Annotated in this window: 10 protein-coding genes; 2 read left to right on the top strand and 8 right to left on the bottom strand. The window is 69.8% G+C overall.

Annotated elements, in window-relative coordinates:
* Window positions 1–119 precede the first annotated feature (119 nt).
* The 5 genes from ACIQCZ_RS24910 to ACIQCZ_RS24890 form a co-directional block, all read right to left on the bottom strand.
* On the bottom strand, window positions 120–1400 hold the full coding sequence (locus ACIQCZ_RS24910) for a cytochrome P450 (protein ID WP_402285078.1): 1281 nt from the start codon (window positions 1398–1400) through the stop codon (window positions 120–122).
* 842 nt (window positions 1401–2242) lie between these two features.
* Complete coding sequence (locus ACIQCZ_RS24905) at window positions 2243–3892, bottom strand: FAD-dependent oxidoreductase (protein WP_402284891.1); 1650 nt, start codon at window positions 3890–3892, stop codon at window positions 2243–2245.
* Between the two features lie 28 nt (window positions 3893–3920).
* A complete protein-coding gene (locus tag ACIQCZ_RS24900) occupies window positions 3921–4835 on the bottom strand; it encodes a diiron oxygenase (RefSeq protein WP_402284890.1) in 915 nt (304 codons plus the stop codon).
* Between the two features lie 1005 nt (window positions 4836–5840).
* Entirely contained in the window at window positions 5841–7082 is a 1242-nt protein-coding gene (locus tag ACIQCZ_RS24895; protein WP_402285076.1) for an MFS transporter, read from the bottom strand.
* A gap of 274 nt (window positions 7083–7356) precedes the next feature.
* The gene (locus ACIQCZ_RS24890; RefSeq protein WP_402284889.1) at window positions 7357–7830 is read right to left on the bottom strand and encodes a hypothetical protein; all 474 of its coding nucleotides are present in this window, start codon (window positions 7828–7830) and stop codon (window positions 7357–7359) included.
* Between the two features lie 435 nt (window positions 7831–8265).
* On the opposite strand from ACIQCZ_RS24890, the gene ACIQCZ_RS24885 reads away from it, so the two are divergent.
* Window positions 8266–8856, top strand: coding sequence for a dihydrofolate reductase family protein (locus ACIQCZ_RS24885; protein WP_402284888.1), 591 nt, complete (start codon window positions 8266–8268; stop codon window positions 8854–8856).
* Window positions 8857–9150: 294 nt separating this feature from the next.
* On the opposite strand, the gene ACIQCZ_RS24880 is transcribed toward ACIQCZ_RS24885, so the two are convergent.
* Window positions 9151–9954 (bottom strand): SMI1/KNR4 family protein, encoded by an 804-nt coding sequence (locus ACIQCZ_RS24880; protein WP_402284887.1) that lies wholly within the window; start codon window positions 9952–9954, stop codon window positions 9151–9153.
* 357 nt (window positions 9955–10311) lie between these two features.
* Here ACIQCZ_RS24880 and ACIQCZ_RS24875 point away from each other — a divergent pair, with 357 nt between their 5' ends.
* Window positions 10312–12168 carry a protein kinase gene (locus ACIQCZ_RS24875; protein ID WP_402284886.1) on the top strand — a complete coding sequence of 619 codons (1857 nt, stop codon included), beginning with the start codon at window positions 10312–10314 and terminating at the stop codon, window positions 12166–12168.
* Window positions 12169–12335: 167 nt separating this feature from the next.
* Here the strand turns inward: ACIQCZ_RS24875 and ACIQCZ_RS24870 are convergent, their stop codons facing one another.
* A complete protein-coding gene (locus ACIQCZ_RS24870) occupies window positions 12336–13703 on the bottom strand; it encodes an alkaline phosphatase (RefSeq protein WP_402284885.1) in 1368 nt (455 codons plus the stop codon).
* A 274-nt stretch (window positions 13704–13977) separates the two neighbouring features.
* Window positions 13978–14244: a hypothetical protein gene (locus ACIQCZ_RS24865; RefSeq protein ID WP_402284884.1), complete on the bottom strand. Its 267-nt coding sequence runs from the start codon at window positions 14242–14244 to the stop codon at window positions 13978–13980.
* Between the last annotated feature and the right edge of the window lie 285 nt (window positions 14245–14529).

The raw sequence follows: 14529 nt of genomic DNA, 5'->3' as shown, positions 1-14529 counted from the left end.
CCCGGGCCCGACAGGACCGACGGACTGCGGAAGGGTGATGCGTGCGGCCCGCACACGACGACCGGAGCGACGACGGGCCCCGTCGGAGGGCAGTCGATGTGCCGGAGGTGACCACCCGCTCAGTGCAAGTGCACCGGCAGCGATTCGACGCCGTACACGATGGACAGCTTGCGGAAGGCCAGTTCCTGGGGCGGAACGGCGAGGTGCATCCGGGGAAATCGCCGGGCCAGGGCCGGATAGGCGGAGCGCAGTTCCATGCGCGCGAGTTCGGCGCCTATGCACCGGTGCATTCCGTAGCCGAAGGCGAGATGCCCCGAGGCCTGACGGTGCGGGTCGAAGCGCCCGTCGTCCCCGACGTACGACGCGTCACGGTTGGCGCCACTCAGCGAGCAGAGCACCATGTCGCCCTGCGGAATGACCACCCCCGCTATCTCGATGTCCTCACGGGCGAACCGCGGGAAGGCGATCTGCACCGCGGAGAGGTAGCGCAGCACCTCCTCGACGAAGGGCGCGGCCATCGCGTCGTCGGTCCGTATTCGCTCGAAGACGTCCTTGTCACGCAGCAGCACGAGTGAGCCGAGGGCGATCGTGCTGGCGGTCGTCTCGAATCCGCCGGTCAGCACGCCGTCGGCGAGACCCGCGAGTTCCTCGTCGTCGACGCTGTCGCCGTGCTCCTTCACAATCATGCCGAGCAGGCCGTCACCCGGTCTCGCGCGCTGTGCCTCGACCACATTCCTGAAGTACGCCAGCGACTCCGACATGGCACCGAAGGGCGCGGTCGTCCCGCCGAACAGGTCGAAGCGGTCCATGGCCAGCTGCTGGAAGTCGTGGCGGTCCTCGTAGGGCACGCCGAGCAGCTCACAGATGGTGAGGGAGGGGATCGGCAGTGCGAACTCCTTCACCAGGTCGACCGGCCCCTGCTGGGCTTCCATCATGTCGAGGCGCTCCTCGACGATGGCATCGATCCGGGGAGCCAGGCGCCGCAGCCGGCGCATCGTGAACTCCGGGGTGAGGATGCGGCGCAGCCGCGTGTGCACGGGAGGGTCGCTGAACCCGAGCCCGCCCGGACTCTGCTCCGCTGCCACTCCGGCGTTCGTGGCGAGGTGGGCGAAGTCGGTACTGAACCCGTCGGCCGAACCGAGCACGGCCTTCGACTCCTCGTATCCGGTGACCACCCAGGCGTCCATGCCGAACGGCAGCGAGACCTTGGATATCGGCTCATCCGCCCGGAGCCCGGCCAACTTGTCCACCGGGTCCAGCCCATCCCTGCGCAGCATCATCAACAGGTCTTCGGGGAGCAGCCGGATCGTGGAGGATCCAATTCCGTACTTCTGGATCCTGGACAGATAGGTGCGCCCAAGCCGGGCGGTGATACGAGAACGGAACTTCGTCCTCAACATGTTCTCCATGGGTCGCGCGGTCCGCACGCACGGTGCGGAGATGAGAGGGATGTGCAGCGGGCTCGGGAACGGACAAGGACAGGCGCTGACGCGACTTGTACCGAGAGGGTCGTATCTCAGGGCAGAAGTCGCAACAACGCTGGTAGCACACGGTAGCGCGAGCGGGCGCGGCGGGCGGTCGGCAGCCTTCTCCGCCGGGGCCGGAGGGCCGGGACGCCGGTTGGACAGGGCGGAATCACCGGGCAACCGGTGCGAACACGGGACTCTGGCCGGGACCGGGCGGCCGGACGGGCGGGCGCGGCACAAGGGCCGGGTGCAGGCACCCGGCCTTCGCACGCCGCCTTCGCACCCGGCCTTCGCACCCGGCCCCAAGGCGCCTGTCAGCGCCTGCGGTTGTACGGTCGCGCCGCCCGGCGGGCGCTTGTTCCACGGGCCACGGCCTCATGAAACGCCCTGGTCCCGCCCTGTCGTGAGGAAGCAGCGCGGTGTGTGCCGAGGCCTGCGACGACGATCTGGGACGGCCAAGGGCCGCGCCCGTCGCAATCGAGTAGCGCGGCGGGCGCATGCGCCGAAGTGGCCAGCGGCAGGGGCCCCTCGTGGCGCGCGGTTCCGACGTGACGGCACGCCATGCCCGTGGGCACGGCACGGCCGACGGCGCGGCCTCTCGCCCCACCCGTCGGGTCGCGTCCGGCTCGCCGGTGGGCCGCCGCCCGGATCCGGAGGGCACCGCAACCACCGCAACCCTCCGGTGCCCTTCGCGACCCGGTGGACGGGACACGGCTCACAGGATCCGGCATTCCACACCGGACACGGCCCGATGGGCGCCGGTCCTTCTCCGGGATTCAGCCCGGCAACCTCCAGCGGTTGCCCTTCGCCGCCGCCACCAGTTCAGGCACGGTGCCGAATTTGAGCCGGGGACGCCCCTCATCGCGGCCACGTGCCAACTCGGCCCGGTCGATCGCCGCCAGGCCCCGGGCGTCGACGACATGGCGGCTACGGCTCCGGGCGAGGCGGAGCAAGGCCTTGGCCGAACCGGTCGGCGAGGGCAGCGCGCCGGCGACGGCGTCGGCCAGAAGGGTGCCGACCGTCTCGGCGGCGCAGACGCGATTGGCACCGATACCGCCCGAGGGCCCGCGTTTGATCCAGCCGACGACATACGTCCCCGGAATCCCCGTCACCCGACCGTTCTCGTGCGGGACCGTGCCGGTTGCTTCATCGAAAGGCAACCCGGCCACCGGCACACCGCGGTACCCCACTGCCCGCAGCAGGGCACCGGCCGATATGTCCAGCTCACCCGAACCTCCCGTCACGCGTGTGGCTCGGACGCGGGTGTCGCCCAGCACCGCCACAGGAGCGGAGTGGAAGCGGAAGACGATGCGCCGCCCGGACCCCGGCGCGCGCGACCAGTCCACCGACTCGCGTACCGCGACGCGCAGCGAAGCGGCCTTCCCGCCGGGCCGCGCGCCGTCGATCGCCGCGCCGATCCGCGGATCGTGGTCGTCCACGACCAGCTGCACGCCGGGCCGGTGTGTGAGGGCGAGCAACTCGGAGGCGCTGTAGGCCGCGTGCTCGGGGCCGCGCCGCCCGAGCAGGACCACCTCACGCACCTTTGAGGTGCGCAGCGCCGCCAGGGCGTGGTCGGCGATGTCCGTATCGGCCAGTTCCGAAGGATCCGTGACGAGGATGCGGGCGACGTCGAGGGCGACGTTGCCGTTGCCGGCCACGACCACGCGCTCGGCGGACAGATCGATGGCGTCCGGTGCGACCTCGGGGTGGGTGTTGTACCAGGACACGAACGCGGTCGCCGAGTGGCTTCCCGTCAGCTCCTCACCAGGGACGCCGAGTCGGCGATCCGTGGACGCGCCCACGGCGTAGATGACCGCGTCGTGATGCGCGGCGAGCTCGTCCGCCGTGATGTCCTTGCCGATCTCGACGCCCAGATGCATCCGTACCCGGGGATGGCTGTGGAAGCGTGCGAAGGTGTCGCCCACCTTCTTGGTCGCGGGGTGATCGGGCGCCACGCCGTATCGCACCAGCCCACCGGCCACCGGCAACCGGTCGATCAGCGTCACTTCGGCGTTCGTGTGCAACAGCAGGTCTTCGGCGGCGTACATGCCGGCCGGGCCGGTGCCCACGACGGCGACCCGGATCGGCGCGAAGTCGGACGGCAGGCTGCGCTCGAACGTGGGAGCGCCCCAGATGTGGAAGTTCGGTCCCGTGCTGGCCGGTTCGGGCTCCTCCTCGGCGAAATAGGCCGCGTTGATCGCGGCGTATCCCTTCTGTGCCTCGGGCAGGACGTCCACGGGGAAGATCGCGTCGACCGGACAGGCGTCGGCGCAGGCACCGCAGTCGATGCAGGACTTCGGGTCGACGTACAGCATCTCCGTGCTGCCGAAGGCCCGCTCCTGCGGTGTCGGGTGGATGCAGTTGACGGGGCATACAGCGACACATGTGGCGTCGCTGCAGCAGGTCTGTGTGATGGCGTAGGTCATGTCGTCGGCCCGGGTCGCTCGGCTCGGATCAGATCAGGTTCGCGCGCTTGTAGAAGAACAGTGCCGGCCCGGTGAGGAGCCGAGCCGAGGCCAGGAACTCCATGAGGCCCGAACAGCTCGACCGCATCAGGGACTTGTGGTGCTCGTTCGTCCTGGCCTCTGCCACGGCACGCTCCGTGTCCAGCCCGGCGTTCGCGTAGACGCTCCGGTTCACCATGCTCGTGACGATGCAGTAGGAAGCGACCGCGATCACAAAGGCATTGAGTTGCCGACGCAGCGGACCGGCGTGCCGGAGATGCTTACGGGTCTCGTCGCGGGCGAACTTCATGTGCCGTGACTCCTCCACGACATGAATGTTGTTGATGGTGCGGACGAACGGTGCGACCCGCTCGTCCCGCATCCAGTCGCGCTGCATGACGTCCAGCACCTCTTCGGCGACCAGAATCGCCGCGTAGGCAGCCTCGCCGAACGCCAAGGTCTTGAATGCCCGTCCGAGTTCGACCACCAGCCGGTGCGGACGGTAGGCCGGGGCGCCCAGCTTCGCCGCGCCACGGGCGAACATGACGGAGTGCTGGCACTCGTCGGCTATCTCCGTGAGGGCCCACTGGAACCGCGGGTCCGTGGCGTCCGTGGTGTAGATGTCGCGCAGCACCATCTGCTGCAGGATCATCTCGAACCAGATGCCGGTGCCGGCCACCGAAGCGGCCTCCTGCCGTGTCAGCTCCTTGCGCTGCGCATCGGTCAGTTCCTGCCAGTAGGACGTGCCGTAGAGCGTGCTCCACTCGGGGCTCGCACCGTGGAAGTCCTTGTCCAGAGGGGTGTCCCAGTCCACTTCCGTGACCGGGTCGTAGGACGACTTCGCCGACGAATCGAGCAGGCGACGGGCGACGTCGTGCTCGTGGAGCCGGTCCTGGTTCTCCGGCCGAACGGTGCTGCCTGCCATCCTGCGGCTCCTTGGATCGACGGAACGACTCGGCGCCGGCCGGCCGCGACCCCCATCTCGTGCCCACGTGATGAGTCCGTCGGCAGCTGGACGCCACCCCACTTGTTAGACATGACGTCTAGCAAGCTGTTGGACGGAACGTATAACAAGACTGCCGCACGGGCCTACCCCCGCGGAGAAATCCACGCGGTCCGCCGCCTGTCGACACCATGTCCCGACGATCGCGCAGCAGGACTCGCCCGCCCTGCCGGGTGCGGGTGCCTGCCCGGATGGAGCCAAGGAAGTGCGCCGGTTCCGATGGGAGCGGCAGTACGGCGAGTCGCTCGGCGTCAGGTCGGGTGAGCGGCTCGGACAGGGCCCTGAGCGGCCGGTTCAAAGGTCGACGGAACCCGGCGGCCTCGGCTGTCGCCCGCCCGGTCACTTCGCCGCTGACCAGGTCCGACTTCCCCGGCCGACGAAGGAACACGGCCCCCGCCGATGCCTGCGCCCCGATGAACCGCGTTCCTCGGCACAAGGAGGCGGCGCTCGCATGGACGCGATGCGAGGCCGCCGACGAGCGGCATCGAACAGCAGCACACCGCGTGCAGCAGTTCTCCGCGGAGTGGGCGCTCACGGCATTCCGCCCAAAGGGCTGTCCCGTAATCCCCGGCGGGCACGCGACGACAGCTACGGCACCTCGCCGCGTTGTCGGAACGTCCACATACATCCAGTATGCGGACGCCCCTCCGCCTTGCGATGCACCGCATCCGACGCCGCGCGCTGATCCACCGCGGATCACGGGACAGCCCTTAGCATGAACCATGGAAACGGCTCCTCTCAGAGGGAGATCGGATTCACCGCGAGCGGCGGCCTCCTGCGAGCAGGGAGCCGCCGCTTTGTCCGGCGGACGTCCGCGGACATCGGCTCGTACGCAGGGGAGGACCGGGGGATCTTCAGCACCTGGCCGCCCCGGCGTTCGGGTCACGTCGATCGAACAGTGGGCGCGGGCGCCCCTGCCTGGCAGGGCTACTCGGACTGGCCCGCGCGGTGGTCCTTCCCGGCCCGCGATTCTGCCGGTGGCCTGCGTGCGGCATACGTGCCCGCGCCCGCCGCCAGCAGCATCACACAGCCCGTGAAGACCAGGCCGGCCTCGCGCAGGCCGAGCCATGTGGCCAGGGCGCCCACACCGACGACAGGCACCGAGATCCCGGCGTAGGCGACGACGAAGAACGCCGAAATCGTGCCGCCGCGGTGCTGCGCCGGGGCGGCGTCGCTGATCAGGGTGAGCGCCGCGCGGAAGGCGAGTCCCTGACCGGCGCCGCCGCACAGGGCGCCCAGGACGAGCAGGGGCAAGGATTCGGCGATCAGCGACGACGCCACCAGCAGCAGGCCCCCAACGAGGACGCCGCACCCTACGGGGAGCGCGAGACGCGCGCCGATGCGTTGCGTCAAGGACTGACCGACGGTCGAAGCGAGGAACACGGAGAACACCACGGCGCCCGAGACGGCCAGGTTGTGCACCCCCAGCGTCTGCGAGACAAAGCTCGGCGCGACCGCGGTGAACAGCCCGAGGAGTGCGAAGCCGGCGAACGCCGCCAGCGACGCGGGTGTGAACACACCCTTGACCTCGTGAGGAACCGTGACCCCTTGCGGCTTCAGGGGCGGCCACCTCTTCGGTTCCACCACGGTCTCCGGCAGGAACCAGGTGATCCCCATGGCGGCCGTCACCAGTCCGAGGTGGACCCAGAACGGCAATGCCAGTGGCCACGGGGTGTACTGCGCGAGCACGCCGGAGAGCAGTGGCCCACAGCCCAGACCACCCATGTTCGCGGCGGTGGCTGCGAACCCGGCCCGCGCCTTCTGCCCGGGACCGGCCAGTTCGATGACGGCCGCTGTCGCCGCGCCGCTCAGCAGGCCGGCCGCGCAGCCGGACAGCAGGCGTCCCGCGAAGAGCAGAGGCAGCCCGCTCTGCAGCAGGAAGCATCCCGCACTGCCGGCCGACAGGACCATCGCGCACAGGAGGACTGGTCTGCGACCTGCCTCGTCGGAGTAGTTTCCCGCCACCAGGAGCACGCCGATGACCGCGATGGCGTACACGGCGAAGACGACGGTCACGATCAGCTCGGAGAACCCGATCCGGTGCTGGTAGAGCCCGTACAACGGCGTCGGCAGAGTGGTCCCGGCCATCCCGATGGCGAACACCGCTGCCGCTGCCGGGTAGCCCGGTCGCAGGCCGACGCCCGCGCTCACTGTCCCCTCGCGAAGGATCACGCGCGCCACCCTAAAAGGGTTGTCCCGTAATCCCCGTCGGGCGCGCGACGACAGCTGCGGCACCTCGCCGCATTGTCGGACCATCCGAATACACCCAGTACGCGGACGTCCCTCCGCCCTGCGATGCACCGCACCCGAAGCCGCGCACTGATCCACCAGAGGTTACGGGACACCGCTTGAGGGCGCATGCTCACGGAACCGGCGCCCGGCTCTGAGCGGAGGGCCCCTACGAATGTCGCCGGTCGATTTGAGGCCCGGTTCTCGGGAACCGTCAGTCCCAGAGCTTGTATGTCACGACCTGCTGCGTCTGGGCCGGCTTGGCACCGGTGTAGACGAGCTGCAGCCGGGTGAATTGCTGTACCTCGGGATGCCTCTGCCAGCTCTTCGGGCGGTCGAGCCGCACGGTGACAGGATAGGAGTGGAATTTGCCCGCTGCGCAATAGGGTTGACAGTCATTGACGGCGTCGAGACCGCTCCCCACAGCGGACGTCGCACCCCATTTGCTCCAATGCAGTGCGATCAGGCGGTTGTTGCCGTCCCCGCAGGCGATCAGGAATTCGCCCGGGCGTACCTGTGAATTCGAGAAACAGTCGACGGCCACTGCACGAGCGTGCGAGGGCGACTTCGCGGAGGCGGAGGTCGGCACGGCCGCAGCCGCGAGGGCCACGGCGGCACACAGCATGACCGCGCTCCTGAATTTGTCTCGTTGCATGTCGGCTCCCCAGCTGCCCTTTTCCGAGCCCACGCGGCCCATCCGTTCACACCGCGACCGCTCCGCAGGCGGAGGCCCGCGCGGCAAGGGAAGTCGCCGGTGGCCGTGCACTTCTTCCAGCGGCGGTTCCAGAATCGACAGTACGACCGCGCCCAGGTATGCACCACCCGTACAGGTGAGAGCTGCGCAGACAGGGGACGAGGGGGTTCGCTCCGTCCCGTGGAGCGCCCGGTCGATGCAATGCTCGACCGGGCGAGACCCACCCGCCACTCTTCCATGATCCGGAAAACGGTCGGGCGCTTGTTGCCCCGAGACCCGATTGAGGTCTTCTCGGTCGTCCGACCTGTCGTCCCGTCTTCGGCTCGGGTCGGCGGGGCCTGGTGATCCGGCCGGCACGTGTCGGGTGAGACTGGGGGACGGCCTTCGGGCCATCCGCAGTCCAGACCATGACGAGGGGACGAGAGAATCATGAGCCGCCTGACTGTGGCGATGCAGATCTCCATCGACGGTTACGTCGACAGCAGCCTGCCCGACGCCGACTGGCAATTGTGGAATTGGGGTCCCGACTGGCCGTGGAGCGCGGACCTCCGCGCGGCCTTCAACGGCCTGCTCACGAGTGCCTCGGGCATCCTGCTGAGCCGGCCCATGGCGGACGAGGGTTACCTGGGGCACTGGGGCCGGATGGCCGAGCAGCATCCCGGCGACCCCGACTGGGAGTTCAGCCGGGTCATCGGTGCGCTCCCCAAGTTCGTGGTGAGCAGGTCGGGCAGGCCCGAACTCGACTGGCCACGGACCACGGTGCTCAACGGCGAGCTGACCGACACCGTGGAACATGCGAAGCAACAGGCCGACGGGGATCTGGTCTGCTTCGGTGGCGCCGGCCTGGTCTCCTCCCTGCTGCGAGAGGACCTGGCCGACGAGCTCCGGCTGTTCACCAACCCCGGCTTCGCGGGCGCGGGAACCAGCGTCTTCGGAGCCCGGCTCGCGACGCGGAACTACCGGGCCGCCCACTCGGCCGCCTACGCCTGTGGCGTCGTGGAGACCCGCTGGGTCAGATAGCCGCACCTGGGCGCACCGACCGACGTGAAGCCTCTGGTGTCAGGGACGATCTTGTGGTGAGAACCGTCCTACCAGGGGCTTCACGCCTGCTCGGAGCCGAGTGCACCCCGTCCGCTCCGCCTCATCTCCTCGGATCACCGCTTCATAGAGATCATTTCACTGAGACCTCATCGAGCGTTCGAACCGTTCTGGTCCAGCCGTGGGCCGAGACCTGGAATCACGGCACTGCTTCCGCCGTCTTCCCCGAAGGCGCTGTCGACCGGGCTGCGGATGCCGCCGGCGGCGGGGGTCCGGTCAGTCGCTGTCCCGGTGGCTCATGAACCAATGGGTGTCGAAATAGCGTGCCATCGTGAACGGATGGTGCGGGTCGATGAGGATGCGGCAGACGAATTCCGCCGCCCGGCAGTCGAAGGGGACGTCCTTGCCGTCGAAGGACCGGACCACGACGGGCCAACGGTCGGGGTCGTCGCCGTCGGCCCTCCAGCAGTACAGGTCCTCGTGCTCCGTACCCGCCCAGATGAGCAGGCCGTCCTCCCTCAGATGCGTCCACGGCTCCTGGTTCAGGTCCAGGTATCCGTCGAAGGAACCCTCGCCGAACGTCTGGACCATGCGCTTGTAGTCGCTGGGCAGCGCGGTGCCCAGGCGCGACTCCACCTCTGCCCAGGGCATGTCCGGCCGCTGGGCGGGCCGTGCCCAGCCAGTGACCCGTATGAGCCGCTCCACCCAGTCGACGTCCTCGCCCTCGTCCGGAGCGACCGCCAAGGGTTCTGGCACCTCCCTGTGGGCGACCGTCAGCACCGGCCGCTCGGTCCCCTCGGCGTCCCGCGCAGTACCCGTGCCGACCCACTGATCCCCGTACGCCCACGCCCGTATCTTCACGGCCCGGTCCTCGAAGGGGACGAGGAGAGCCGCGCCTGCGGACTCGTCGACCGTCGGGTCGGTGAAGCCGTCGAGGACGAGGGTGCGCGGGGCGCCGTACCTGCTTTCGAGCAGGTCGGTCAGCTCCTGCGGGTCCAGGTCGCCGGGCAGGTACATGTATCCGTTCCCAGGGCCGATTCGGGCCAGCAGGTCGGTGACGGTCGCTTGCGTGAGTTCCATGGCGGACAGTGAAGTGCATCGCACCGACAATGGACGTGCTCATCGACATGTCCGACGTCGATTCGGGAGGCGCCGCACTCCTTGATCCGGCGAGCCTGCGGTGGCACATGAGGGTCGCCGCGATGGCAGTGGGCGAGGAAGAGTTTCGGCTGTGCGCTCGTAGCGGCGGCGGAGACGCCGACGGCCAGGGGCAGCCCGGCCACACCAACGGGATGTGGATCCCGGAACCGGGCTCACCCCCGGCCGTCGCCCCGCTCGTACAGCGCGTCCCTCGACTTCACCAGGTACATCAACAACGTCTATTCTCACCGGGTTACGCCGCTGAACAGGCGGGAAGAGCGGGGGAGTCACACCATCATGAGCGGTACGAACGGGGACGGCCGTGACGAGCGGGACGACAGCGTCGACGGAGGCATCAAGCCGCTCGCGGTGAGCGACCCCGCGCGCATCGGGCCGTATCTGCTGCTCGGACGGCTTGGTGCCGGTGGCATGGGGCGGGTGTTCCTCGCGCGGTCGGACAGCGGGCGGACCGTCGCCGTCAAGGTGGTGCACGAAGAGTACGTGTTCGACGAGCAGTTCAGGGCGCGGTTCCGGCGGGAGATCGAGGCGGCGCGGAGGGTCGGTGAGCGGTACACGGCGCCGGTGCTCGACGCGGGTCCGGGCGACGAACCGCCGTGGGTCGCCACGGGGTACGTTCCAGGGCTCTCGCTTGAGCAAGTCGTCCGGCTGTACGGGCCGTTGCCGACGGCGTCCCTCCACTTCCTCGCCGACGGGTTGCTGAAGGCACTCAAGGATATTCACGGCGCCGGGATCGTGCACCGCGACCTGAAGCCGTCCAACGTGATGCTGACCGTGGACGGCACGAAGGTCATCGACTTCGGGATCGCGCGGGCGCTCGAGACGTCCGTCGAGTCCTTGTTGACCAGCACGGGGATGGCCATCGGCTCACCCGGGTTCATGTCGCCGGAGCAGGTGCGTGGGCAGCGCGTGGGGGTCAAGAGCGACGTGTTCACCCTCGGGTGCGTACTGACATATGCGGCGACGGGGCAGCTGCCGTTCGGGCAGGGGGTGAGCAATCAGCATGCGGTGATGTTCCAGATCGTGGAGAGCGAGCCCGATCTGACGCGTGTCGAGGACGCCGCGCTGCGGGCCCTCATCGCCCGGTGCCTGACGAAGGGCATCGACCAACGACCTGACGTCGATGAGCTGTTGGAGGACCCCGAGAGACCGCGCCCCCGTGCCGCACGCGGTGCCTGGCTGCCCGCCGGCGTCGTCGCGCACCTCGCGCAGCAGTCCGCACGGCTGCTCGACGCCGAGGCGACGCCGCTGCGGGAGGAGCCCGTGGACCTGGCGACCGTCGGGCTGCGGCCGAAGAGCGGACCTCCCGCCGTCGTCCCGGCGGGAGGCGACACCACGACGCGACGGCGGGAGCACGAAGGGCGGCCCCGGCGGCGCCAAAGGCTCATCGTTCTGCCCATCGTTGCCGTCATCACCGTCGGCGGGGGCACGGCCGTCCTGCTCCAGCCCTTCGCAGGCGACGGCGGGGACGGAACACGCGCCCAGTCACCGGGCAGCAGCGCGAGTGCCACTCCCGGTGAAGACAACTCGCATAACACGCCCGGCAGTTCACCCTCCAAGGCGGGAAACGGGAAGAACGGGGGCGACGGCAAGGGCGAGGACGCCAAGAAGGGTGAGAACAAGCAGGGGCAGGACGGCGAGAAGGAGCCGCGTGGGACGAACGACCGCGAGAGCGGGGCCAGTTCATCCGATGGCGGCAGCGGCTCCGGCAGCGGCGGCACCGGAACCAGCGGCGGGTCCGGCTCCACGGGGTCGTCCGGCTCCACGGGGTCGCACGGTGGAGATTCTTCCAGCTCCGGTGGCTCGTCCTCCGGCGGCTCGTCCTCCGGCTCGCGGCCACCCGCTCTGAAGAGCTACAAGGCCGCGTACACCAACTCCTGTGTCGGCGCGTGCGACATGCCGATCAAGGTGAGCTGGTCGGCGATCTCCGGAGCGACCAGGTACGACATCCACTACACCAACACGGGCAGCAACTTCACCAAGAAGAACGTCGACACCACCTACTCAACCGGCAGCACCAGCTACACGATCACGGGTCCGTACTCCGGTGACGAGATCTGCGTCACGGTGCGCGCGGCCAACAAGTACGGTGCCTCTGCCTGGGCGGAGACCTTGTGCGACACGGTGCCCTACTGAAGGGCGTCGTCGTGCCTACGTCAGCGAGCGACCACCACGGCACCGTCGCCGACACGGTGTGCTTGTCAGGGCCGGGAGTACGGACGGTCCGCAGCCGGGCGGCGAACAACACGCATTCGGCCCCGTCGACGCGCTGCCGACGGGGCCGATGGGCGGTCTGCGAGTGATCAGCCCAGACGCAGCGCCTCGCGGATCGTCGTGAACAGGTCGGTCTGGTCGGTGACGCCCAGGACCCGGTACGCCAGCGGCCCCTGAGCCGCGATCCGGACCTCGGTGCCGGTGTGCTCCTGCGACTGACCGGGCGCATTGGTCGAGTAGTTGACCTTCAGCTGCTGGCCCTCGTCGGTGACCAGCGTGGAGGACAGGCCGGGCGGCTGGGCCTCCAGGGGCACGATCTGGCTGGTGTGGCCGTGGTCGGCCGTGGTGACGACCAGGGTGTCGGGGTGCTTGGCGGCGTAGGCGCGTGCCACCTCGACCGCGCGGTCGAACGCCGCGGTCTCGCCGATCTGGCCGCACGGGTCGGCCGCGTGGTCCTGCTTGTCGATCGAGGCGCCCTCGACCTGGAGGAAGAAGCCGTTCTTGCTGTGCTTCTGCTTCTGCTTCGCCTCCAGGAGCTGGATGGCCTTGGTCGTCTGGTCGGCGAGGTTCGGGGTGCCGGAAGGCCGGTTCGGATTGGAGGTGACGCAGCGCTGCGGGTCGGTCCCGCCGACCGCGGCGGGCTTGCCCGTCCACTCCGTCGGCACGTTGCCGGGCGCGAAGAGCCCCAGCACCGGCTTGTCGCCCTTGGCCGCCTTCAGGGAGGCGTTGTCCTCGACGACCTGGTACCCGAGCTTCCGCGCCTGCTCGGTGACGGTCAGGCCCTTGTACTTGCCGTCGGTCACCTTCTGGTCGAAGCGCTGCTTGCCGCCGCCGAGGAGGACATCGACCTTGTGATTGACGCTCTGCTCCGCGATGGAGCCCGGTCCGCCCTTGGCGATCGTGTCGGTGGGGCACTTGGCCATGTCGGCCGGGCCCTGGCAGGAGCGGTCGGTGGCATGCGAGGCCAGGACGGCCGGAGTGGCGTCGGTGAGCTCGGCGGTGGTCACCGAACCGGTCGCGTAGCCGCCCTTCTGCGCCAGCTCCAGAATGGTCCGCACGGCCTTGTCCGTGCCCGGTGTCTTGGAGATCCGTCCGTTGACCGTCTTCTGGCCCGTCGCCCAGCCGGTGCCGCTGGCCGCGGAGTCGGTGACGTAGTCCGGGGTGCCGTCCGCGTGCACCGCGTACGTCGTGTAGGCGCCGGTCAGCGGGAACTTGTCCATGTTCAGACGGCCACTCGCGCCCACGGTGTAGTCACGGGCCAGGGTGATCTCCGAGTCGCCCATGCCGTCGCCGATGAGCAGGATGACGTTCTTCGCCTTCCCGCTCTTGACGGCGCTCTTGGCGTGCTCCGCCGTGTCGTACGCGCCGGCCGTCGTGGTGACTGCCACGGCGGCGGTGGCGACGAAGACCGCACTGGCGGCTATCAGGTGGTTGCGTGTCAGGCGCGGTCCGCGCATGGAGGTCTCCTTGAACAGGTCGGTGCAGGGTGCCAACGGTGATCAGTCCATCAGCGCCACGTGAACCGCGGACGACGTCCAGGCGCCCTCCGCCCTGCCGGGACGTGGCACGTCGGGCCGCGTGCTCCGGGGAGTCCCGGCCATCCGGACGCCACGAGGACGGGGTCGTCTCCGCTTGGCGCGGCGCGCACGCCCGCCAGTGCCGGGGCGGGCGGTGCCGAGCACTCCCCTCACCCGCGCCGAGCGCCCTGGAACCGGCGCAGACCACCCCCGGTCATGCCGCTCCCGACCCCGCGGGATACCCGCCCGTACCCGTGAGCCCGGTTCCGGGCGCGCGCATGCCTTCGGCGTCGGCCGCACCGGCGACCGGCGTCCCCGTCCCACGCCGCGGCCGCCGGTACCGCGGCGCGGCGGCCGTCGCCGCGGTCACCGCCGCAGCGGTGGTGGCGAGCTGGGCGGTCTCCGACCCGTCGAGGCCCTCCTTGCCGGGCCGCGGGGCGTCGTCCGAAGGTCCGGTCGGCCCGGCCGCGGTCACGGCCATCGCGTCTCCGGGGCCGATGACCGGTGACTACCGATGCGGGGCGCAGCACGCTGTGGCCTGGGCGGGCTGGAGCGCCTGCACACGAGTTCTGACGCGTACCGGTGGAACGACCGGCCTTCATGACCTTCCCCCGCCGCGACAGCCGAGGCGCGCCGGGTGTCGGACGAGCGGCCGGGGGGGGTGGGCCCCCCCGGGGGGGGGGGCCCCCCCCCCCCCCCCCGGGGGGGGCCCCGCCCCCGGGGGGGGGGCCGGGGGCGGGGGTGATAAAGCTAAGGGCCCCCGCCC

The sequence above is a fragment of the Streptomyces sp. NPDC093149 genome (assembly GCF_044754145.1).
Classification (GTDB): domain Bacteria; phylum Actinomycetota; class Actinomycetes; order Streptomycetales; family Streptomycetaceae; genus Streptomyces.
Note: the sequence above shows the minus strand (reverse complement) of the source record. Positions and strands in the feature narration are given on the sequence as shown.

What these genes read in the sequence shown, in the direction of transcription:
- ACIQCZ_RS24910 (WP_402285078.1), bottom strand. Translation starts at nt 1,400, where the DNA reads ATGTTGAGGACGAAGTTCCGTTCTCGTATCACCGCCCGGCTTGGGCGC.
- ACIQCZ_RS24905 (WP_402284891.1), bottom strand. Translation starts at nt 3,892, where the DNA reads ATGACCTACGCCATCACACAGACCTGCTGCAGCGACGCCACATGTGTC.
- ACIQCZ_RS24900 (WP_402284890.1), bottom strand. Translation starts at nt 4,835, where the DNA reads ATGGCAGGCAGCACCGTTCGGCCGGAGAACCAGGACCGGCTCCACGAG.
- ACIQCZ_RS24885 (WP_402284888.1), top strand. Translation starts at nt 8,266, where the DNA reads ATGAGCCGCCTGACTGTGGCGATGCAGATCTCCATCGACGGTTACGTC.
- ACIQCZ_RS24880 (WP_402284887.1), bottom strand. Translation starts at nt 9,954, where the DNA reads ATGGAACTCACGCAAGCGACCGTCACCGACCTGCTGGCCCGAATCGGC.
- ACIQCZ_RS24875 (WP_402284886.1), top strand. Translation starts at nt 10,312, where the DNA reads ATGAGCGGTACGAACGGGGACGGCCGTGACGAGCGGGACGACAGCGTC.
- ACIQCZ_RS24870 (WP_402284885.1), bottom strand. Translation starts at nt 13,703, where the DNA reads ATGCGCGGACCGCGCCTGACACGCAACCACCTGATAGCCGCCAGTGCG.
- ACIQCZ_RS24865 (WP_402284884.1), bottom strand. Translation starts at nt 14,244, where the DNA reads ATGGCCGTGACCGCGGCCGGGCCGACCGGACCTTCGGACGACGCCCCG.